Below are 20,854 nucleotides of genomic sequence, written 5' to 3'. Positions count from 1 at the left end.
TCGATGCCGAACCGATCCGGCACGACTCAAGTTTTCAAGGCCGCGCGGCCTCAGGCCGCGTTCTCGTCCTTCTTTTCGGCGTAGACGCGAACGGGTTCCTTGCGGCCTTCGACCACGTCCTTGTCGATCATCACCTCGTCGACCCCGTCCATCGACGGCAGGTCGAACATCGTGTCGAGCAGGATATTCTCCAGAATCGATCGCAGGCCGCGGGCGCCGGTCTTGCGCTCGATCGCCTTCTTGGCGATCGCCGTCATCGCGTCCTCGTTGAAGGAGAGCTTCACCTCCTCCATGTCGAACAATTTGGCATATTGCTTGACGAGCGCGTTCTTGGGCTCCTGGAGGATCTTGACGAGAGCGTCGATATCCAAATCTTCCAGGGTCGCGATCACCGGCAAGCGGCCGACGAACTCCGGGATCAGACCGAACTTGAGCAGATCCTCGGGTTCGGTCTGGCGCAGCACCTCGCCGGTGCGGCGTTCGTCCGGCGCGGCGACATAGGCGCCGAAGCCGATCGACTTGCCCTGCAGGCGGTCGCCGATGATCTTCTCCAGCCCTGCGAAGGCGCCGCCGCAGATGAACAATATGTTGGTCGTGTCGACCTGCAGGAATTCCTGCTGCGGATGCTTGCGCCCGCCCTGCGGCGGAACGCTCGCGGTGGTGCCTTCCATCAGCTTCAGGAGCGCCTGCTGCACGCCCTCGCCCGAGACGTCGCGGGTGATGGAAGGGTTGTCCGACTTGCGGCTGATCTTGTCGATCTCGTCGATATAGACGATGCCGCGCTGCGCTCGCTCGACATTATAGTCCGAAGCCTGGAGCAATTTCAGGATGATGTTCTCGACATCCTCGCCGACATAGCCGGCTTCGGTGAGCGTCGTCGCGTCGGCCATGGTGAACGGCACGTCGAGGATGCGCGCCAGCGTCTGCGCGAGCAAGGTCTTGCCGCAGCCGGTCGGGCCGACCAGCAGGATGTTCGACTTGGCGAGCTCCACGTCGGCGCCCTTGCCGCCATGGTTCAGGCGTTTGTAATGATTGTGCACCGCCACCGAGAGCACGCGCTTGGCGTGCTTCTGGCCGATCACATAATCATCGAGCACGTTGCAGATTTCGAGCGGCGTCGGCACCCCGTCGCGGGTCTTCACGAGGGCCGACTTGGTCTCCTCGCGGATGATGTCGTTGCACAGCTCCACGCACTCGTCGCAGATGAACACGGTGGGGCCGGCGATGAGCTTGCGCACCTCGTGCTGCGATTTTCCGCAGAAGGAGCAATAGAGGGTGCTCTTGCTGTCGCCGCCGCTCAGCTTGGTCATAATCGTCCTTCGAGCCTTCCGGCCGCCTAGTTTTTCCAGCCCCTCGGGGCCATTCTATCTTAGTATCGCACGTTCACAATGGCATAAACGTTAAGCCGCGTTCTTGGCCGCGTCCTCTTCGGCCGGAGCGGGGCGCTTGTCGAACACCTCGTCGACCAGCCCGAACGTCTTGGCCTCGCTTGCCGAGAAGAATTTGTCGCGCTCGACGTTCCGCTCGATCTCCTCGATCGGCTGACCGGTATATTTCGCCATCAGCTCGTTCATCCGGTGGCGGATGCGCAAAATCTCCTTGGCCTGGATCTCGATGTCGGAGGCCATGCCCTGCGCTCCGCCCGAAGGCTGGTGGATCATGATCCGCGCATTGTCGAGCGCAACCCGCATCCCCGGCTCGCCGGCCGCGAGGAGGAACGCCCCCATCGAGGCGGCTTGGCCGATGCACACCGTGCCGACCCTGGGGCGAATATATTGCATCGTGTCGTGCACCGCCATGCCCGCCGTCACCACGCCGCCCGGCGAGTTGATATACATGAAGATGTCCTTTTTGGGATTCTCCGATTCCAGGTAGAGCAATTGCGCGGTGACCAATGTCGCCATGTGGTCCTCGACCCCGCCGGTGATGAACACGATCCGCTCGCGCAGCAGGCGCGAATAGATGTCGAAGCTGCGCTCGCCGCGATTCGACTGCTCGATGACGATCGGCACCAGGCCGGCGGCGATATCTGCGTGATCCATGATGGTGTGGAGATCCTGTCGGTGTGTGTCTGCCCACACACATCGGAGCAAAGCGGCGAAGGTTCAAGCCCTTGTTCGCCCCCTCCCGATCCCTCGCACCAAACTCCGCGCCCCGACCCCGCATCAGGATGTCGACGAGGCTTCGGCTTCGTCACGCCCCGGCTAAGGCACGTCTCGGCCCGCCCCGGCCCCATGAGGGGCGAGTCGGCGCGGACCAAATCGGCGCTCGACCCGTTTACCTCCCACCGGTCGCGACCAAGCGTCGCGACACCGATACGCCATCGGCTCCGCCGCCGGCGTGCCTGAACCAAAGGGAGTAAATGACATGAGAACAACCGTTTTCGCGATCGCGATTCTAATGAGCGGCGCGGCCTTCGCGCAGACCGCGGATACCGAACTCGACGTCGATGCCGATGTCGGCATCCAGGCCGACGGCGACCTCGATGTCGATGCCGATGTGGACGTCCAGCCCGACGAGGATGCCTATGTGACGCCGTCGGACGTCGCCGCCACCACCGATCCGACCATGGTCGCCGCCATGGACGTGACTCCCACGACGTCGCCGGTCGTGCAACCTAGCAACGCCGACCCCGAGCATGACGCGCGCGGTATCGCCGTCATCTCCGCCCCGGCGCTCGTCCCGCCCGGCTGGAACGGCATGGTCGTGACGGCCGTGGGCGGCCCGCTCGTCGATCCGACGACCGGCGAGTCGACGGAAGGGGCCGATGCCACCTATCCCGCCTGCTCGGCGAGCGTGACCGACAATTGCCTGCAGGCCTACGAACGCGGCCGTTCGGACTAAGACCTCCGGCTCCGTGAAATCCCCCCCGCCCCGCGCCGAAAGCCGGGGCGGGGATTTTTTTGCCTGGCGAAAGAAGACAGAACCAGAACCCTTCCAGCAAGGCTGGAGGGGAGTTCGCGCGGGAGTGTTTCTGTCTGCTTTTGTCCGGCTTCAACCCTCGCCCACCGCCGGCAGCGCCAGATAGTGGAGCCGCCGCACCTCGCGCCGCCCGCGCACCACCGTGTCGAGGATGAGCCCGGTCATGAAGCTCAAAGCGGCCACCACCATCATGCCGGTGACGAGGATCGCGGTCGGGAAGCGGGGGACGAGGCCGGTCTGGGCGTAGGTGACGGCGAGCGGTATGGCGAGCACCACGGCCGCCCCGGCGAGCGCAAGACCGAACCCGCCGTAGAAGAGCACCGGCCGCTCGATGCGGAAGAGGTGGCCGATGGTGCGCATGATGCGCCAGCCGTCGCGATAGGTCGAAAGCTTCGATTCCGAGCCTTCGGGGCGGGCTCCGTAGGCGGTCTCCACCTCGGCCACCGGCATGGCGAGTTCCAGCGCGTGGACGCTGATCTCGGTCTCGATCTCGAAGCCGCGCGACAGAGCCGGGAAGCTCTTGACGAAGCGGCGGGAGAAAATTCGGTAGCCCGACAGAATGTCGCTGAAGGTGCGGCCGAAGATGCGGGCGAGGATGCCCGTCAGCAGGCGGTTGCCGAAGCGGTGGCCGCGGCGGTAGGCCTCCTCGGCCTGCGACTTGCGCGAGCCGACGACCATGTCGAGCTGTTCGTCGACGAGACGACGCACGAGCGCCGGGGCGGCGACGGGATCGTAGGTCGCGTCGCCGTCGGCCATCACGTAGATGTCGGCCTCGATGTCGGCGAACATGCGGCGCACGACATGGCCCTTGCCCTGCATCCGCTCGGTGCGGACGATCGCGCCGGCCTCCGCCGCGATCTCGCGGGTCCGGTCGGTCGAATTATTGTCATAGACGTAGATGCGCGCGCCCGGGAGCGCGGCGCGGAAACCGGCGACCGTCTGCCCGATCGCGGCTTCCTCATTATAGCAGGGAAGGAGGATCGCGATGCGAAGTTCCCTGTCCTGCATCATGTCCCCGCTCCGTTCGGCCTGAGCCTGTCGAAGGCCTGCCTCCTTTTAAAGAGAAGGAAAGCGCTTCGACAAGCTCAGCGCGAACGGCCTATCAGGCCTTCTTCGCAGCCGGCTTCTTCGCGGGAGCCTTCTTGGCGGCGGGCTTGGCCTCGGCTTTCTCGGCCTTGGCTTCCTTGGCCGGGGCAGCCTTCTTGGGAGCAGCCTTCTTCGCCGGCTTCGCCTCGGTCTTGGCTTCCTTGGCGGGAGCGGCCTCGGCCTTCGACTTCTTGGCGGCGGCCTTCTTGGCGGGCTTCTTCTCGCCATGGTCGTGGCCGCAATCGGGGCCGTGGACATGGCCTTCCTCGGCCTCGATCTCGTGCTCCAATTCCTCGCGAGTTACGGTCCGGTCGCTGATATCCGCCTTGGCGAACAGGAAATCGACGACCTTGTCCTCGAACAAAGGCGCGCGGAGCTGCGCGGCGGCCATCGGCTCGGCCCGCACATATTGGACGAACTTCTCGCGGTCGGCCGGCTTATACTGCTGCGCGGCCTGCATGATGAGCTGGTTCATTTCCTGCTGGGAGACTTCCACCCCGTTCTTCTGACCGATCTCCGAGAGGAGCAGGCCGAGGCGGACGCGGCGCTCGGCGATGGCGCGATAATCGTCCTTCTCCTTCTCCATCTCGGCGCGGGCGGCCTCGGGGTCGGCTTCGTGGCTCGCCTCATGCTCGAGCTGCTGCCAGATCTGGCTGAACTCCGCCTCGACCATCGACGGCGGGACCGGGAAATCGTGGGCGGCGGCGAGCTGGTCGAGCAGCTTGCGCTTCATGTGGGTGCGGGTGAGGCCGTTCAGCTCCTGCTCGATCTGGCCCTTGAGGAGTCCGCGCAGCTGGTCGATGCTCTCCAGGCCCATCGCCTTGGCGAAAGAATCGTCGGCCTTGGCCTCGCGCGGCTGCTGGACTTCGTTGATGGTGACGTCGAATGTCGCCGCCTTTCCCTTGAGGAAGTCGACATTATAGTCTTCCGGGAAAGTGACGTTCAGCGTGCGCTGCTCGTTCGCCTCGGCGCCGACCAGCTGGTCCTCGAAGCCGGGGATGAGGCGGCCGGTGCCGAGCTCGACCGACATGCCCTCGCCCTTGCCGCCCTCGAACGGCTCGCCGTCGACCTTGCCTTCATAATCCATGATAACGAGGTCGCCGGTCTTCGCGGCATATTTGGCCGGAGCGGGGTCGAAGCTCTTCTGGCCCTGCGCCATCCGGTCGAGGGATTCGTCGACCGCTGCGTCGTCGGCCTCGACGGTGAGCCGCTCCAGCTTCAGGCCATCGATCTTCGCCTCGGGCACGTCGGGAAGCGTTTCCAGCTCGACCGTGACGACGGCGTCCTTGCCGGGCTCGCCGCCTTCCTTGAGCTCCACCGCGGGCTGCATCGCCGGGCGCAGCTTCTCATCCTGCATCAGCTTCTGGACGCCTTCCTGGATGGCGCTGTTCAGCGCTTCCTGCTGGAGCGCGGGGCCGTGCATCTTGCGGACGAGGTTGGCGGGCACCTTGCCGGGGCGGAAGCCGGGCATGCGGATGCGCGGGGCGACCGTCTTCAGCTCCTGGTCGACGCGGGCGTCGATATCCTTGGCGGGAATGGTGATCTTGAAGGCGCGCTTCAGGCCCTCGTTCAACGTCTCGACAGTCTGCATTTCAGCCATGAACCTTCGCTTCAGGAATAGAGTGCGGCACTTCGCCTGCCTGCGGACGAAGCTGGTGCGGGCGAAGGGACTCGAACCCCCACATCTTGCGATACCAGGACCTAAACCTGGCGCGTCTACCAGTTCCGCCACGCCCGCTTAAGGACCGCCGGTCGCGCGGGTCTATAAGCAGCGCCGCAACCAAGGGCAAGGGTTGCCAGGCAGCCGCTTGACTCTAACATGATGTCAGACATTACCTATCTGTGTGAGGAGACGACTCGCCATGAATCACGCACAGATGAATCACGCACAGGCAACCGGCCACGACCATCACGACTGCTGTTCCGGTCCCAAAGCCAAAGCGATGGCGAAGGACCCGGTTTGCGGCATGGACGTGGACCCGGCCACGACGCCGCACCACGCGCGGCATGAAGGCGAGGATTATCATTTCTGCAGCGCCCGATGCCGGGAAAAGTTCATCGCGGCACCCGAGGGCTATCTCTCCGGCTCGCCGCCCGCGCAGGAGGCGCCCGAGGGCGCGATCTGGACCTGCCCGATGCATCCGGAGATCCAGCAGGTCGGCCCCGGCACTTGCCCCATTTGCGGCATGGCGCTGGAGCCGATGGAGCCCTCGCTCGACGAGGGGCCGAACCCCGAGCTGGTCGATTTCACCGGGCGGCTGAAGGTCGCGGGCGCGCTCGCCATCCCGCTGATGTTCCTGTCGATGGGCGCGGAGATGCTGGGCCTTAGCCTGTTCAGTCCGCAAGTCTCGGCCTGGGTGCAACTCGCGCTGACCGCGCCGATCGTGCTCTGGGCCGGCGCGCCCTTCTTCGAGCGCGGCTGGGCGTCGCTCAAGAGCCGCCATTTCAACATGTTCACCCTGATCGCGATCGGCGTCGGCGCGGCCTTCCTCTACAGCCTCGTCGCCACGCTCGCGCCGGGGATATTCCCCGCCGGCTTCCGCGCCCATGGCGGCGGCGTGCCGGTTTATTATGAGGCGGCCGGCGTCGTCGTGACGCTGGTGCTGCTCGGCCAGGTGCTGGAGCTTCGCGCCCGCGCCGCCACCGGCCGCGCCATCCGCGCCTTGCTCAACCTCGCGCCCAAGACCGCGCGTCGCATCCTGGACGACGGTTCGGAAGAGGAAATCGAGCTCGACGCCGTCCATACCGGCGACAAGCTTCGCGTTCGGCCTGGCGAGGCGGTGCCGGTCGACGGCATTGTGCTCGAAGGCCGCTCTTCGGTCGACGAGTCGATGCTGACCGGCGAGCCGGTGCCTGTCGCCAAGGAAAAGGACGCGACCGTCGCTGCCGGCACAATCAACGGCAGCGGCAGCCTCGTGGTCGAGGCCAAGGCGGTGGGCTCCGACACGATGCTGGCCGGGATCGTCCGCATGGTCGCCGAGGCGCAGCGCAGCCGGGCTCCAATCCAGGCGGTCGCCGACCGCATCGCGAGCTGGTTCGTGCCGCTGGTGCTGGTGCTCGCGGCGGGTACGTTCGTTGTGTGGAGCCTCGTCGGACCCGAGCCGGCGATGGGGCACGGCCTGCTCAACGCCATCGCCGTCCTCATCATCGCCTGCCCTTGTGCCCTCGGCCTCGCCACGCCGATGTCGATCATGGTCGCGACCGGCCGCGGCGCCCAGGCCGGCGTGCTCGTGAAACATGCCGAGGCGCTGCAGGTGCTGGAGCGGGTGGATACACTGGTCGTCGACAAGACGGGCACGCTCACCGAAGGCAAGCCGGCGCTGATCGGGATGGAGACGGCAAACGGCTTTTCGGATCGGGAGCTGCTGTCGCTGGCCGCCGCCGTCGAACGGCATTCGGAGCATCCGCTGGCCCATGCCATCGTGACGGCCGCGGCTGGAAAAGGCGATGTACCCCCCGCCGAGGATTTCGAGTCACAAACCGGCCTGGGTGTCTCCGGGGCGGTCGACGGGCGCTCCGTCGTCATCGGCAATGCGGCGCAGATGGAGCGCGTCGGCGCCGATCCCGCGCCGCTCGCCGATGCCGCCGACAGCCGCCGGCGCGATGGCGCGGGCGTGATGTTCGTAGCCGTCGACGGTCGACTGGCCGGGCTTCTCGCGGTGGCCGATCCGGTTCGCTCCACCGCCCACCAGGCGATGGCCGATCTCGACCGCGAGAATATCCGGGTCATCATGCTGACGGGCGATAATGAAGTCACGGCCAAAGCCGTCGCGCGGCAAGTCGGGCTGGACGAGGTCCATGCCGACATGAAGCCCGAGGACAAGGCCGACTTCGTCGCCCGGCTCAAGGCCTCCGGCGCCCGCGTCGCCATGGCGGGGGACGGGATCAACGACGCCCCCGCCCTCGCCGCCGCCGATGTCGGGCTCGCCATGGGCACGGGCACCGATGTCGCCATCGAGAGCGCCGGCCTCACGCTGACGCGCGGCGACCTCTCCGCCGTGGTCCGCGCCCGCCGCCTCGCCGAGGCGACGATGGCCAACGTCAGGCAGAATCTGTTCTTCTCGTTCCTGTTCAACGGCATTGGCCTGCCGATCGCGGCGGGCATACTCTACCCGCCCTTCGGCATATTGATGTCGCCGATGTTCGCGGGCGCGGCGATGGCGCTGTCTTCGGTGACCGTGGTCGTCAATGCGCTCAGGCTCAACAGGGTGAAGCTATGAACATCGGAACCGCTTCGAAGGCGAGCGGTGTCTCGCAGCGGATGATCCGCCATTATGAGAAGATCGGGCTCATCCCCGCGCCGCCGCGCCGCGACTCCGGCTATCGCGATTATGCGCCGGCCGACATCGCCCGGCTGCGCTTCATCGCCAACGCGCGCGATCTCGGCTTTCCGATCGAGGAGATCGGGCGGCTGCTCTCGCTCTGGTCTGACACGGAGCGGGCGAGCGCCGAAGTGAAGGCGCTCGCTCTCGCCCGCGCCGAGGAGCTGCACAGGAAGGCCGAGGCGCTGGAGGCGATGCGGGCGTCGCTGCTCGACCTGGCCGAAAGATGCCACGGCAACGATCGACCGGATTGCCCGATCATAGAAAGGCTTGCTACGCCGTCGCGCTGATTCGGATCGAAGGAATGGCGGGAATGAATTGGGCGCGGGTATCGGCGAAGGTTCACAAGTGGCTGGCGCTGCTGATGGCGGTCCAGATCATCTTCTGGTTCGTCAGCGGCCTGTTCTTCGCGGTCTTCCCGATCGAGCGGGTGCGGAGCGAGCATCGCATCGCCGAGCTTCCGGTCGAGCCGGTTTCGCTCGGCGCGGCCGCGGCCGGCCTCGAGCGCGTCGCCGCGTCGGGCGCGGGCGCCGCCGACCGGATAGAGCTCCGCAGCCTGATGGGAGAGCCTGTCGCCTTGGTCGGCAGCGGCGAGGCGCGTTCGCGCCTGTACGACCTGGGCAGCGGGCGGCAGATTTCGCCGATCCCCGCGGCCATGGCCGTAGCCATCGCCGAGCGCGACCATGACGGCGAGGAGAAAGCGGCGCGGGTGTCGCAGATCACCGAAAATTCACCCGAATATCGCGGCCCCCTCCCCGCCTGGCGGATCGATTTCGACGACGGCGCCAACCGCGCCCTCTATGTCGCTGCCGACACCGGCACCGTCGCCGCCCGTCGCTCGACGCTGTGGCGCACCTTCGACTTCCTCTGGTCGCTCCACATCATGGACTTCAAGAATCACGAGGATTTCAACACGCCCCTGCTGATCATCGCGACGGCGCTCAGCCTGATCGTCATCGTCACTGGCATCATCATGTTCCCAAGCCGCCTCGGCTACCATGGCTGGCGCAGGCGGCGGAAGGCACGGCGGGAAGCGCGGGGGGCGGAAGCGAAGACCGCGGAGGCAGGGGCGTAAACTGTCACCCTGAACTTGTTTCAGGGTCCATGTCGCCGGTCATCCAGTGGTTCGTGGCTGGATGCTGAAACGAGTTCAGCATGACGGTTCCGGGGATGACCTCGAACGACGCTCCGGCAACCGCTCAAAACCCAGGCTTACCGCCAGATCGTCCCAATGGGGATTGCGCTCCTCGATCAGGTTGATCTTCCATTGGCGATGCCACCGCTTGAGCTGCTTCTCGCGCAGGATCGCGCGCTCCATGTCTCCACATTCTTCGAAATGGACGAGACGGTGCACTTTTTAGCGGTGCGTGAAGCCGCGCATGACGCCGGTGCGATGCTCCCAGATGCGGCGCAGGAGATCGGATGTCACGCCGATGTACAAGGTGCCGCGCGGCTGACTGGCGAGGATGTAAACGAATGGCTGCCGCTCCATCGGCCGAGCCTATCATCCTCCGCCGTCACCCTGAACTCGTTTTCAGGGTCCAACTCGCCACCGCTCGGAGGCTCGTCGTTGGATGCTGAAACAAGTTCAGCATGACGGGGTGGGTCAGAACCAGCTCCTGAGGCCGACGAGGAACGCCCAGCCGCCGACATCCTCGCCCGCCGCGCGCGCGAAATCGGCGGTGTCGCCGAGCTTGGCGCCATATTCGACGCCGACATAGGGAGCGAATTCGGGCACGATTTCGTAGCGGAGGCGCAATCCCGCCTCGACCGACGAGAGGCCCGCCCCGATGCCGAGCTCCGGCACGTCCTGGGCGGCGAGGTCGAATTCGACGAGGGGCTGGAGGATCAGCTTCTGGGTGATGCGCTGGTCATATTCCGCCTCGAAGCGCGCGGTGAGTTCGCCCTTGTTCGAGAGGAAGAGCTGGCCATCGACCTCGAACCAGTAGGGCGCCAGGCCCTGGATGCCGAGGACGAAATGGGTGCGCTCGGGATCGGGGCGGAAATCGTGGCGGATGCCGGCCTGGAGGTTGAACCAGGGGTCGAGCGCGCGGCTGTAAAGCGCCTGGACCTCGGCCTGTTCCGGGCTTTCGCCGAACGCGCCCTCGCCTTCGGTTTTGATCCAGAGCTTGTCGTAATCGCCGCCATACCAGCCCTGCGCATCCCACTTATAGCCGTCGCGGCCGTCCTGGATGCGGTATTCGAGCCGGTCGGCGAGGATCATCCAGCTGGTCATACCGCCATGCTCCTCGATCAGCGCCTCCTCGCGCTTTCGCAGGAAGAGCTCGGAATCGTAGACGGTCGTGCCCGCATGTTCCGGCCCCTGGAATGCCTCGGGAGGAGGCGGGGCGACCGGAGGGGCATCGTCCGCCGTCATGCCCGGCATGGCATGGCCGGCATGGGGGTCCGTAGCCGGCTGTTCAGGCATGACGTGTCCGGCGTGAGGATCGGCGGCCGGCTGTTCGGGCTGAGAGCCCATGTCATGACCGGCGTGGGGGTCCGCAGGGGGCGGTGACGGCATGTCGTGTCCGGCGTGCGGATCCTGTTTAGGCGGAGGCGCGGCATGGCCGGCATGCTGGGCCAGGCCGGCCGCCGGCCACACGAGCACCGAGGCGCCGAGCGCGATCAGGAGAAGCTTCATGCCACCTCTCCTTCATCGTCCATGGGCCGGACCTTGACCACGTTCATCATGCCGGCGTGCATGTGGTAGAGGAGGTGGCAGTGGAACGCCCAGTCGCCGGGGGCGTCGGCGGTCAAGTCGAAGCTCGCCTTGCCGCCGGGCATCACGTTCACCGTATGCTTGACGGGATTTCCGTGCGCCATCCCCGTCACCAGCTCGAAGAAGTGGCCGTGGATGTGGATCGGGTGGCTCATCATGCTGTTGTTGATGAGGTTGACCCGTACCCGCTCGTTCCGCGCGAAGCGGATTGGCTCGGCGCCTTCGTTCAATTTCACGCCGTCGAACGACCACATGAATCGCTCCATGTTGCCGGTGAGATGGATGTCGACGCTGCGGGTCGGCTCGCGCGTGTCGTGGAACGGGACGAGCGGCGCGAGCTGGTGATAGGTGAGGACCCGGTGCGGCACTCCCTCCAGCCCGAGCGGCCGGTCGCCGGTGCGGTCCACGGGCATGGGCGCGATCATGTCGACGCCGACGCCGACCTTCATGTCGGGCGGCACCAGCGACTTGTCGCGCATGTCGTGGTCCATCGAGCCGGCGCCTGACGCGCCGTGATCCATGCCTTGCATCGCGCCGTGGTCCATCCCGCCCATGCCCATGTCCTTCATGCCGAGCGTCGGCCGGGGACGAAGCGGCGGTACGGGCGCGGTCATGCCCAGGCGAGGCGCAAGCGTGGCGCGGCCCATGCCGGAGCGGTCGATCGATTCCGCGACCAGAGTATAGGCCCTGTCCTCTGGCGGTGTGACGATGACATCGTAGGTCTCGGCGACGGATATCTGGAACTCGTCCGTTTCCACCGGCTTCACATTCTGGCCGTCGGCCGCCACGACCGTCATCGGCAAACCGGGGATGCGAATGTTGAAGATCGACATCGCCGAGGCATTGATGAAGCGCAGGCGGACCCGTTCGCCGGGACGGAACAGGCCGGTCCAGTTCTCTTGCGGGCCATGGCCGTTGACGAGATAGGTGTAGGTGGAGCCGGTCACGTCGGCGATGTCGGTCGGATCCATCCGCATCTCGCCCCACATCAGGCGGTCGGACGCCGACATCCGCTCCTCGGGATCGTCGCCGTCGATAAGCCCGGCGAGGGTCTGCTTCTGGCGGTTGAAATAGCCGCCCTGCTGCTTGAGCTTGCCGATGACCTCGTGCGGATGGAGGAAAGTCCAGTCGCTGAGCACGATGACATGCTCGCGGTCGTACGCGACCGGATCGGCGCCGGCCGGATCGATGACGATCGGGCCGTAATGGCCGCTCTGCTCCTGCAAGCCGCTATGGCTGTGATACCAGTAGGTGCCGTTCTGGACGATCGGGAATTCGTAAGTGAAAGTCGTCTTCGGCAGGATGCCCGGGAAGCTGATTCCGGGCACGCCGTCCATGTGGAAGGGCAGGATGAAGCCGTGCCAGTGGATGGACGTGTCCTCGTCGAGCGTATTCTCGACATGGATGCGGACGTTCTGGCCTTCGCGAAGCCGGATCAGCGGCGCGGGGAGGACGCCGTTCAAGGTGATGGCGTGGCCGGTGCGGCCGCCGACGGTGAAGGGGCTGTGCGCCACCTTGAGGCGGATATCCTCGCCGGACAGGGTCGGCAGCCGCGGGGCAAGCCCAGGAGTGCCGCTCCGCGCCCAGGCGGGATACAGGCCGTGCAGCCCGAGGCCCACGCCCCCAAGCGCGGCGCCGCGCAGCAAGGCGCGCCGGTTCATCGCCAAATCGATCATCTTTCTTTCCTCGTGCGAGTCGCGCGCGCCTTGTCCGGCCTGACACCATGGCAGGGTCAAGACCGCGGCTCGTCCGTCATCGCGGCGGGGAGGGGTACGCCCTCCCCGACCGGCTCAATGGTTCATCTGGTGGCCGTCATGGCCTTCGGACTTTTCGTGCTTCTCGCAGCAGGCCATCCTGGCGCCGTCCTTCATCTTCTCGCAGCATTCCTTCATCGCGCCGTCGGCCTTCTTGCAGCAATCCTTGTGATCGGAATGCTGCTCATGGCCTTCGTGCCCGGCGGCGGGAGCGGCATGGTCGGCGTGGCCGCCCGGCGCGGTCTGGGCGGCGACGGGGAAAGCGCTCGTCAGCGCGATCGCGGCAATCAACGTCTTCATCTCTTAATCTCCTGAAAAGCGTGTCGTGGGTTCGCTTCAGGAGATTCGAGGAGGCGGCGTCTCGGCCTCGGGGGCGAGACCGGACACGCTTTCGGCCAGCGGCGGATGCGGCAAGGGCGCCGGCGCGACCGTCACCTGCTCGACGCCGGCCGAGAAAGATGGAATGGCGGCGCAGGCCATCATGCAGGCATTGTCGCGGCCGGGGGCTTCGTCCGAGGATGTATCCATGTCGGCGCAATGGGCAGCGACAACCTCGTGCGCCATCGCGCTGCCACCGCCGATCATCGCCAGCGGCGCGAGCAGAACGGCCAAGGCGGCAACCAGGAGGACAAGACGCGACAGGCTCATGGGCCGGTAAATAGACTTGGGATCGGATGCGCGCAACTCAAGCTCCGATCCGCCCTTGCGGTCCCGCCCGCGCTTGGCCAAGAGCCGAGATGTGACTGTAAAGATTGATATGGGGCTCGACAGCGCGGGCGTCGCGGTGGCGATGGACCTCGAGGAGCTTCTCGCGACGCGCCTGCTCGTCCAGGGCAATTCGGGTTCGGGCAAGTCGCATCTGCTGCGCCGCCTGCTCGAAGGCAGCGCCGGGCTCGTCCAGCAGGTGGTGATCGACCCGGAGGGGGATTTCACCTCGCTCGCCGACGCCTTCGGCCATGTCGCCATCGAGGCGGCGGACTATAGTTTCGCCGAAATCGCCCGTCTTGCCGCCCGGGTGCGGGAGCATCGCGTGTCCGTCGTGCTCAACCTGGAGGGGCTGGAGATGGAGGCGCAGATGCGCTGCGCCGCGACCTTCCTTTCCGCCTTGTTCGACGCGCCGCGCGACCATTGGTATCCGGCCCTGGTCGTCGTCGACGAGGCCCAGGTCTTCGCTCCCGCCGTCGCCGGTGAGGTCTCGGACGAGGCCCGACGCGCTTCGCTGGGCGCGATGACCAACCTGATGTGCCGCGGCAGGAAGCGCGGCCTCGCCGGGGTCATCGCCACCCAGCGCCTCGCCAAGCTCGCGAAGAACGTCGCCGCCGAGGCTTCCAATTTCCTGATGGGCCGGACCTTCCTCGATATCGACATGGCCCGCGCCGCCGACCTGCTTGGCATGGAGCGGCGGCGGGCGGAGGTCATACGCGATCTCGAGCGCGGTCACTTCCTGGCGCTCGGCCCGGCGGTCTCGCGGCGGCCAGTGCGGGTCCGGATCGGCGCCGTGAAGACGGCGGCGCGGAGCGGAAGCCCCAAGCTGGTGCCGCTGCCGTCGGCGGCGCCGGAGGAACTGGAGAGCCTGCTGCTCGCCCCGGCGCCCGGAGAAGCGCCACCGCCCCCTCCCCCGGCCCCACACGCGCCGGTGCCCGCCGACGATCTCATTCGCGCGCCCGAGCCGGCCCCGGCGGCCCCTTCCCTTCCCGGCCTTGACGAGGAGGAGCAGGAGGCGATCGTTGCCCGGGTCTTGAGCGAGGTGACGGAGGAGCCCGGCTCGGCGTTCCAGCCGGTGCCGGCGCTCTACCAGGATTTTCTGCTGCGATGCCGGATGCGGCGCCTCGCCCGTCCGCCGCTCGACCTCGCCGCCTTCCGTTTCCGGCTGTCGGCCGCCCGCGCCGGCATCCTCGACCCGGGCGACGAGAATTATGCGGGAGCGCTCGCCATCGGCGCCGAGCTTCCCGAGGAGATGCTGGCCCCGTTCCTGCTCATCGCCCGCGCCGCCCGCGAGGGGCAGGAATGTCCGTCCGGTCCGATTCTGGCCGAGGTCTACGGCACCAGCTCGCCCGCCCGCGTCCGGCGGCTTCTCGCCTGGATGGAGGAAAGGGAAATTCTCGTGTCCCGCACCGACCTTTCGGGCAGGCGTTCGATCGCCATCCCGCGCTTGGGCTGGACCACCGCGCCCGCCACGCCCGAGCCGGAGCAGCCGCTGCGCGCGTCTTCGCGCGGCTGACGCGCGCCGGAAGTCGAGCCGGCTTGGCAAGGCGATGGGCGCCGTGCCATCTTGTGCCGTCATCACCATTCCGGGGGAATCATGAACCGTCCGATGCTCTTGCGCGCCCTCCTGCTTGGCGCGTCGCTCACCGCCACGTCGACCGCCCCCGCCCAGCTTCCGGAGGCGCCCGCCGCCGCCAAGAAGCCGCATGAGGTCAGCGCGCCCCATGGCGCGGTTCGGCAGGACGAATATTATTGGCTGCGCGACGACAGCCGCGAGAATCCGGAGATGCTGGCCTATCTAAAGGCCGAAAACGCTTATGCCGACGCCGTGCTGGCGCCGACCAAGGCGCTTCAGGAGCGGCTCTACGAAGAGATAGTGGGGCGCATCAAGCAGGACGATTCCTCGGTCCCCTACCGGCTGCGCGGCTATCATTATTACACGCGCTTCGAGACCGGACAGGATTATCCCGTCGTCGCCCGCCGCAAGGGGGGAATGGACGCGCCTGAAGAGATATTGCTCGACCAGAATGCGATGGCCGAGGGCAAGCCGTTCTTCCAGGTCTCGAACTGGGAAATAAGCCCTGACAACAGGCTCCTCGCCTGGGCTGAAGATACGGTCGGGCGGCGCCAATATGTGCTCAAGGTCAAGAATCTCGAGACGGGCGAGCTGCTTGCCGACACCGTCACCAATATCGAGGCGAACATCGTCTGGGCGGACGACAACCGCACCCTCTTCTACATCGACAAGGATCCGACGACCCTGCTCGGCAAGAGGGTCAAGGCGCATGTGCTCGGCATGCCCGCCAGCGCCGACCGGCTCGTCTACGAGGAGCCGGACGACAGCTTCTACATGGGCATCTTCCGCACCCGCTCCGACGACCATATCTGCATCTATGTGCAGAGCACGGTGAGCAGCGAGCAACGCTGCACCTCCGCCGGGGCGCCCGGCGCCTTCACCCTGCTCGCCCCCCGCCAGCGTGATTTCGAATATCGGGCCGACCATCTCGGCGACCGGTGGGTCATCCGGACCAACTGGGACGCGCCCAATTTCCGGCTGATGACCCTGGCCGACGATCAGAGAAGCGGCGACCGCGCCCTCTGGAAGGACATGGTGCCGCATAGCAATGACGTCTTCGTCGAGGATTTCGCCCTGTTCGACGGTTTCACCGCGATCGAGGAGCGATCGGGAGGCCTGAAGCGCCTGCGCACCCTCGCCGCCGACGGCGAGAGCGACTTCGTCGCCTCCGACGAACCGGCCTATACGATGCGGCTGGGCATGAATGCGGAGCCGGACACCCAATGGCTGCGCTACGATTATACGTCGCTCACCACTCCGAGCACGACCTACGAAGTCAACCCGGCGACGGGCGAACGCAAGCTGCTCAAGCGCACGCCGGTGCTGGGCGGCTACGACTCCGCCAATTATGTGACGGAGCGGCTCTGGGCGACGGCGCGGGACGGGGCGAAGATTCCGGTGTCGATCGTCTACAGGAAAGGTTTCGAGCCGGACGGCACCGCCGCCCTCCTCCAATATGCCTATGGCAGCTACGGCTCGTCGACCGACCCCGCGTTCAACCCCGCGATCGTGAGCCTGCTCGACCGCGGCATGGCCTATGCCATCGCCCACATAAGGGGCGGTCAGGAAATGGGCCGCGCCTGGTATGACGACGGCCATCTGATGAGCAAGAAGAACAGCTTCACCGATTTCATCGACGTCACCCGCCACCTTGTCGGCGAAGGTTATGCGGCGAAGGATCGGGTCGCGGCGATGGGCGGCAGCGCCGGCGGCCTGCTGATGGGCGCCGTCGCCAACATGGCTCCGCAAGATTACGACGTGATGATCGCCCAAGTGCCGTTCGTCGACGTCGTCACCACCATGCTCGACGAGACGATCCCGCTCACCAGCAACGAGTGGGACGAATGGGGCGACCCCAGGGAGCCGGAAGCCTATGCCTACATGTTGTCCTATTCGCCCTACGACAATGTCACGGCGCAGGCCTATCCGGCGCTGTTCGTCGGCACAGGCCTGTGGGATTCGCAGGTCCAGTATTTCGAGCCGGCCAAATGGGTGGCGCGCCTGCGCGATCGGGCCACGGGCGAGGCGCCTTTGGTCTTCCGGACGAACATGGAAGCCGGGCACGGCGGCAAATCTGGCCGCTTCCGCCGCTATCGCGACATGGCCGAATATTACGCCTTCATGCTGGAAGAGCTGGACGTGGCGGCCGAGTAACGACGGAAAGGGTCAAGGCAAGGCGCGTAGCACCCGCTCGGTCATCCCTTCGCAATCGGCGCCCGCAAAGGGGAAGGTGCCGGTGAGTGCCGTCCTGAGCTCGGGCGCCAGATCGTCCTGGAGCCGCCGCCGCGCGCGGTGATGCCGGGTCTTGACCGTCGCCGGTGGGATGCCGAGCGCTTCAGATGTCTCCTCGACGCTCAATTCCTCGATCTCGCGCAGCACGAAGACCAGACGGAATCCAGCGGGGAGCCGCGTGATCGCCTCTTCCAGCAACCGCCTGATCTCGGCTCGCGCCACCACACCGTCCGGCAGCGTTTCCGTCATCGATCCGCGCATGAGCTTGTCCCGATATTCGTCGAGCACCACCACGCTCCCCGCGTCGAGATGCGCGCGCCGCCTCCGTGCCGCCCGCTTGCGTCCCAGTGCTTCGTTGATGACGATGCGGGTAAGCCAGGTGCTGAGCGAGGACCTCCCCGCAAAGTCCGCGATTCCCGAAAAGGCGCTGAGATAGGCGCTCTGGACGGCATCCTCTGCGTCCGCCCGGTCGCCAAGGATGCTCCAGGCGGCGCGGAAGAGGCGCTGGTTGTTGCGCCCGGTGACCAGCCGCACCGCCGCTTCGTCGCGCGCCGCGAGCCGGCCGGCCACGGCAAGGTCGTCGAGGCTTTCATAATCGAGCTTCGGTTGCGTCGCCATATCAACCCTCCTGGCACCATTGGATGCCGGCCTGCCTCAGAGGTTCCCGAACGGCCGCGCGCCAGCGCCCGACAGGGGCAATGAAGCCAGCAGCTCCGACCTCAGGCCCGGATCGTCCCGGAAGTCGCCGAGCCAGCATTTGGTCACCATCGACAATCCATGCTGTCTTACACCGCGTGTCGCCATGCAGCCATGGCTGGCCTCGATCACCACGGCGACACCGCGCGGGCGGAGCGCCGCCTCCAGCGCGGCGGCGATCTGATTGGTCAGCCGCTCCTGCAATTGCAGCCGCCGGGCGAAGGCGTCGACCAGGCGCGACAGCTTCGAAATGCCGACGACGCGGCCGTCGGGCCGGAAAGCGATGTGAGCCTGTCCCACGATCGGCGCGAGATGATGCTCGCAGGTGGAGACCATAGGGATCGCGCGGAGCAGCACGATGTCGTCATAGCCGTCCGCGTCGAAGACCCGATCGAGCAGCCGGGCCGGATCGACCGCATAGCCCGCGAACCATTCGCGATAGGCGCGCGCCACCCGCGCCGGCGTGTCGCGCAGCCCCTCGCGCGCCGGATCGTCCCCGGTCGCCGCGATCAACGTCCGCACCGCCGCTTCGACCTCGGCCGTGGAAGGGCGCGCCTCCGCCGGTCGAGGACCGATCCCGTCGAGATAGTCGCCGTCCAGCCTCCGCAGCATCATGGCATTCTCCTCCTCGTCCCCGGTTGGATGCCGGCGGTAGGCGATCCGTTCCCGGGAACCTTGGCCGCGAGCCGGCATCCAATGGCCGTGAACCGCCCGGTTGGCGGAGACTTGACAGGAGGAAAGAAATGATCAGGAAGCTCGGGCTTATCGGAGCGGCCGCCCTTATCGCCACGGCGGCGCCCGCGGCGGCGCAGGAGGCGACGCCCGTCACCGACGCGCAGATCGCGCATGTCGCCTATACGGCGGGACAGCTTGACATCGAAGCGGCGAAGCAGGCGCTCGAAAAGTCCCGCAACCCGGAAGTCCGCGCCTTCGCCGAGACGATGATCCGCGACCATAAGACGGTCAACGACCAGGCGCTCGCTTTGGTCAGGAAGCTCGGCGTCACGCCCGAAGCCAACGCGACCAGCGCCGCCCTCACCGACGGCGCGGCGGGGAAGATGCGCGCCCTCGCCGCGCTCGACGGCGCCGCGTTCGACCGGGCCTATGCCGCCAACGAGGCCGCCTACCACGCCAGCGTCAACGGCGCCCTCGCCGGCACCCTGATCCCCGCCGCCGACGATGCGGAGTTGAAGGCGCTGCTCGAAACCGGGCTGGCCCTGTTCCGCGAGCATCAGGCCCATGCCGAACATCTCGCCCAATCCCTCGATTGAGGCGCGGTCGGTGCGCAAAGCCCCCTTCGCCCTGGCGGGAGCCTTCGCTCTCCTGACGCTCCCGCCGACCCTCGGCGTCCCGTCGGACGCCCTCGCCGCCGGCCCCGCGCCGAGGGTCCACCGGATCGTCATCGACAAGATGAAGTTCGGCGCCGTCCCTCCCGGCATCCGCGCCGGCGACTCCATCCTGTGGGTCAACCGCGACATGTTCCGCCACACCGCCACCGCGCGCGACGGCAGTTTCGCGATCGACCTGCCGGCGGGCAAGAGCGGGCGGACCGTGGTGAAGCGCGCCGGCGTCATCCCCTTCTACTGCGTCTACCATCCGGCGATGAAGGGCCGCGTCGACGCAGCCCCCTGAATTCGGCTAACCACGGGGCGACGGGGAGGAAATGAGGATGCGCATCGCCATCGTGGGCGCCGGAGCGATCGGCGGATGGGTCGCCGCCAAGCTGGCGGGGGCGGGGCACGAGGTCGCGTTGCTGGCGCGCGGCGCTACCTTGGCGGCGGTCGAGACGAACGGCCTCGTCCTGCGGGAGGGAGGCGGAGAGACGTCGCTTCGCTTCCAGGCTTCCGATGACGCGGCGAGCCTCGGCCCGCGCGACCTCCTGATCTTCGCGGTCAAGGCGCCCTCGCTCGCTGCCGCCGCCGCGGCCGCCGCGCCGCTGATCGGAGCCGGCACCTTGATCCTCCCGATGCTGAACGGCGTCCCTTGGTGGTTCCTCGCCGACCGGAACCAGAGCCTCGCCTCGGTCGATCCCGACGCCGCGGTCGCCCGAGCGCTTCCCCTGCCCCAAGTGATCGGCTGCGTGGTCCACGCCAGCTGCGCCTCGCCCGAGCCGGGCCTGATCGTCCACGGCTCGGGCGACGGGCTGATCGTCGGCGAGCCGGCGGGTGGCGACAGCGAGCGGCTCCAGGCCCTCGCCGCCTTGCTCGGCGCAGCCGGCTTCACCGCCACCGCCAGCGCCCGCATCCAGAAGGACGTCTGGTACAAATTGTGGGGCAATATGACGATGAACCCCATCTCGGCGCTCACCGGCGGGATATGCAACGCGATCCTCGACGACGAGCTGGTCGAGGCCTTCATCCTCGACATCATGGCGGAGGCGGCCGAAATCGGCGCCCGCATCGGCTGCCCGATCGAGCAAAGCGGCCGCGACCGCATCGCCGTCACCCGGAAGCTGGGGCCGTTCAAGACCTCGATGCTCCAGGACGTCGAGGCCGGCCGGCCGATCGAGCTGGATGCCTTGCTCGGCGCGCCGCGCGAGATCGGGCGGATGGCGGGCGTCAAAACACCGAATATGGACGCCTTGTTCGGGCTTACCCGCGTGATGGCGCGGCAAAGCGGGCTTTACTGACGAGAGGAAAATGGCGGATTTTTGCCAGTTGGCGGGGCGAAGTTCACGAAGTTCCTGGGGTCAGGGGTCTTTTTTGCCCTTCTGGCGCACGTTTTCGGAGCGCGCGAGGCGGGAGCGGATTGGACGGTGGGAAGGAGCCGCGGTCCGCCTTCGCGGCGGATGGCGCATGATGGCAGGCGAAATCCTATTTTTGAAGGGGTTCCGTCTTCCCCT

21 protein-coding genes and 1 tRNA gene are annotated in these 20,854 nt (G+C 66.8%); 9 read left to right on the top strand and 13 right to left on the bottom strand.

The annotated features are described in order from the left end of the window. Positions 1-50: 50 nt before the first annotated feature. Both clpX and clpP read right to left on the bottom strand, forming a co-directional pair. Entirely contained in the window at positions 51-1,310 is a 1,260-nt protein-coding gene (gene clpX, locus ACFQRC_RS00755; protein ID WP_379956735.1) for an ATP-dependent Clp protease ATP-binding subunit ClpX, read from the bottom strand. Between the two features lie 90 nt (positions 1,311-1,400). Beyond that, positions 1,401-2,042, bottom strand: coding sequence for an ATP-dependent Clp endopeptidase proteolytic subunit ClpP (clpP, locus tag ACFQRC_RS00750; RefSeq protein WP_379956733.1), 642 nt, complete (start codon positions 2,040-2,042; stop codon positions 1,401-1,403). A gap of 325 nt (positions 2,043-2,367) precedes the next feature. On the opposite strand from clpP, the gene ACFQRC_RS00745 reads away from it, so the two are divergent. Further along, complete coding sequence (locus tag ACFQRC_RS00745; RefSeq protein WP_379956731.1) at positions 2,368-2,844, top strand: hypothetical protein; 477 nt, start codon at positions 2,368-2,370, stop codon at positions 2,842-2,844. Between the two features lie 150 nt (positions 2,845-2,994). Here the strand turns inward: ACFQRC_RS00745 and ACFQRC_RS00740 are convergent, their stop codons facing one another. The 3 genes from ACFQRC_RS00740 to ACFQRC_RS00730 form a co-directional block, all read right to left on the bottom strand. Beyond that, on the bottom strand, positions 2,995-3,933 hold the full coding sequence (locus ACFQRC_RS00740) for a glycosyltransferase family 2 protein (RefSeq protein WP_379956729.1): 939 nt from the start codon (positions 3,931-3,933) through the stop codon (positions 2,995-2,997). Positions 3,934-4,024: 91 nt separating this feature from the next. Next, positions 4,025-5,608 carry a trigger factor gene (tig, locus tag ACFQRC_RS00735; RefSeq protein WP_379956727.1) on the bottom strand — a complete coding sequence of 528 codons (1,584 nt, stop codon included), beginning with the start codon at positions 5,606-5,608 and terminating at the stop codon, positions 4,025-4,027. A gap of 53 nt (positions 5,609-5,661) precedes the next feature. Next, positions 5,662-5,746, bottom strand: a tRNA-Leu gene (locus ACFQRC_RS00730). Between the two features lie 124 nt (positions 5,747-5,870). Here ACFQRC_RS00730 and ACFQRC_RS00725 point away from each other — a divergent pair. Genes ACFQRC_RS00725 through ACFQRC_RS00715 form a run of 3 tightly spaced genes read left to right on the top strand, consistent with a single transcriptional unit; the run spans position 5,871 to position 9,405 of the window. After that, a complete protein-coding gene (locus tag ACFQRC_RS00725) occupies positions 5,871-8,228 on the top strand; it encodes a heavy metal translocating P-type ATPase (protein ID WP_379956725.1) in 2,358 nt (785 codons plus the stop codon). Continuing rightward, complete coding sequence (cueR, locus tag ACFQRC_RS00720; protein ID WP_379956723.1) at positions 8,225-8,620, top strand: Cu(I)-responsive transcriptional regulator; 396 nt, start codon at positions 8,225-8,227, stop codon at positions 8,618-8,620. The genes ACFQRC_RS00725 and cueR overlap by 4 nt, the downstream gene beginning before the upstream one ends. A 23-nt stretch (positions 8,621-8,643) precedes the next feature. Next, on the top strand, positions 8,644-9,405 hold the full coding sequence (locus tag ACFQRC_RS00715) for a PepSY domain-containing protein (RefSeq protein WP_379956721.1): 762 nt from the start codon (positions 8,644-8,646) through the stop codon (positions 9,403-9,405). Between the two features lie 75 nt (positions 9,406-9,480). On the opposite strand, the gene ACFQRC_RS00710 is transcribed toward ACFQRC_RS00715, so the two are convergent. From ACFQRC_RS00710 to ACFQRC_RS00685, 6 genes are all read right to left on the bottom strand, one after another. After that, on the bottom strand, positions 9,481-9,648 hold the full coding sequence (locus ACFQRC_RS00710) for a hypothetical protein (RefSeq protein WP_379956719.1): 168 nt from the start codon (positions 9,646-9,648) through the stop codon (positions 9,481-9,483). A 39-nt stretch (positions 9,649-9,687) separates the two neighbouring features. Continuing rightward, complete coding sequence (locus ACFQRC_RS00705; RefSeq protein ID WP_379956717.1) at positions 9,688-9,822, bottom strand: GIY-YIG nuclease family protein; 135 nt, start codon at positions 9,820-9,822, stop codon at positions 9,688-9,690. 114 nt (positions 9,823-9,936) lie between these two features. Continuing rightward, a complete protein-coding gene (locus ACFQRC_RS00700) occupies positions 9,937-10,971 on the bottom strand; it encodes a copper resistance protein B (RefSeq protein ID WP_379956715.1) in 1,035 nt (344 codons plus the stop codon). Further along, positions 10,968-12,725: a copper resistance system multicopper oxidase gene (locus ACFQRC_RS00695; RefSeq protein WP_379956713.1), complete on the bottom strand. Its 1,758-nt coding sequence runs from the start codon at positions 12,723-12,725 to the stop codon at positions 10,968-10,970. Before ACFQRC_RS00695 ends, ACFQRC_RS00700 begins: the two co-directional genes overlap by 4 nt. 114 nt (positions 12,726-12,839) lie before the next feature. Further along, entirely contained in the window at positions 12,840-13,103 is a 264-nt protein-coding gene (locus ACFQRC_RS00690; RefSeq protein ID WP_379956711.1) for a hypothetical protein, read from the bottom strand. Between the two features lie 36 nt (positions 13,104-13,139). Further along, positions 13,140-13,487, bottom strand: coding sequence for a hypothetical protein (locus ACFQRC_RS00685; protein ID WP_379956709.1), 348 nt, complete (start codon positions 13,485-13,487; stop codon positions 13,140-13,142). A gap of 55 nt (positions 13,488-13,542) precedes the next feature. Here ACFQRC_RS00685 and ACFQRC_RS00680 point away from each other — a divergent pair, with 55 nt between their 5' ends. Together ACFQRC_RS00680 and ACFQRC_RS00675 are read left to right on the top strand one after the other, a co-directional pair. Next, positions 13,543-15,024 (top strand): helicase HerA domain-containing protein, encoded by a 1,482-nt coding sequence (locus ACFQRC_RS00680; RefSeq protein WP_379956707.1) that lies wholly within the window; start codon positions 13,543-13,545, stop codon positions 15,022-15,024. An 81-nt stretch (positions 15,025-15,105) separates the two neighbouring features. Beyond that, positions 15,106-17,238, top strand: coding sequence for a S9 family peptidase (locus tag ACFQRC_RS00675; protein WP_379956705.1), 2,133 nt, complete (start codon positions 15,106-15,108; stop codon positions 17,236-17,238). A 12-nt stretch (positions 17,239-17,250) separates the two neighbouring features. Here the strand turns inward: ACFQRC_RS00675 and ACFQRC_RS00670 are convergent, their stop codons facing one another. Both ACFQRC_RS00670 and folE read right to left on the bottom strand, forming a co-directional pair. After that, positions 17,251-17,934 (bottom strand): RNA polymerase sigma factor, encoded by a 684-nt coding sequence (locus ACFQRC_RS00670; RefSeq protein ID WP_379956703.1) that lies wholly within the window; start codon positions 17,932-17,934, stop codon positions 17,251-17,253. 36 nt (positions 17,935-17,970) lie between these two features. After that, positions 17,971-18,627, bottom strand: a complete 657-nt coding sequence (gene folE, locus ACFQRC_RS00665) for a GTP cyclohydrolase I FolE (RefSeq protein ID WP_379956701.1) — start codon at positions 18,625-18,627, stop codon at positions 17,971-17,973. Between the two features lie 128 nt (positions 18,628-18,755). On the opposite strand from folE, the gene ACFQRC_RS00660 reads away from it, so the two are divergent. The 3 genes from ACFQRC_RS00660 to ACFQRC_RS00650 are packed head-to-tail and all read left to right on the top strand — an operon-like array spanning position 18,756 to position 20,641. Further along, positions 18,756-19,283: a DUF4142 domain-containing protein gene (locus ACFQRC_RS00660; protein ID WP_379956699.1), complete on the top strand. Its 528-nt coding sequence runs from the start codon at positions 18,756-18,758 to the stop codon at positions 19,281-19,283. A 10-nt stretch (positions 19,284-19,293) separates the two neighbouring features. Next, complete coding sequence (locus tag ACFQRC_RS00655) at positions 19,294-19,644, top strand: hypothetical protein (protein ID WP_379956697.1); 351 nt, start codon at positions 19,294-19,296, stop codon at positions 19,642-19,644. 37 nt (positions 19,645-19,681) lie between these two features. Continuing rightward, positions 19,682-20,641 (top strand): 2-dehydropantoate 2-reductase, encoded by a 960-nt coding sequence (locus ACFQRC_RS00650; RefSeq protein WP_379956695.1) that lies wholly within the window; start codon positions 19,682-19,684, stop codon positions 20,639-20,641. Positions 20,642-20,854 lie beyond the last annotated feature (213 nt).

It is taken from the genome of Enterovirga sp. GCM10030262 (assembly GCF_042666435.1).
Taxonomy (GTDB): Bacteria; Pseudomonadota; Alphaproteobacteria; order Sphingomonadales; family Sphingomonadaceae; genus Allosphingosinicella.
The sequence above is the reverse complement of the archived record's forward strand: the minus strand, read 5'-3'. Positions and strand labels throughout refer to the sequence as shown.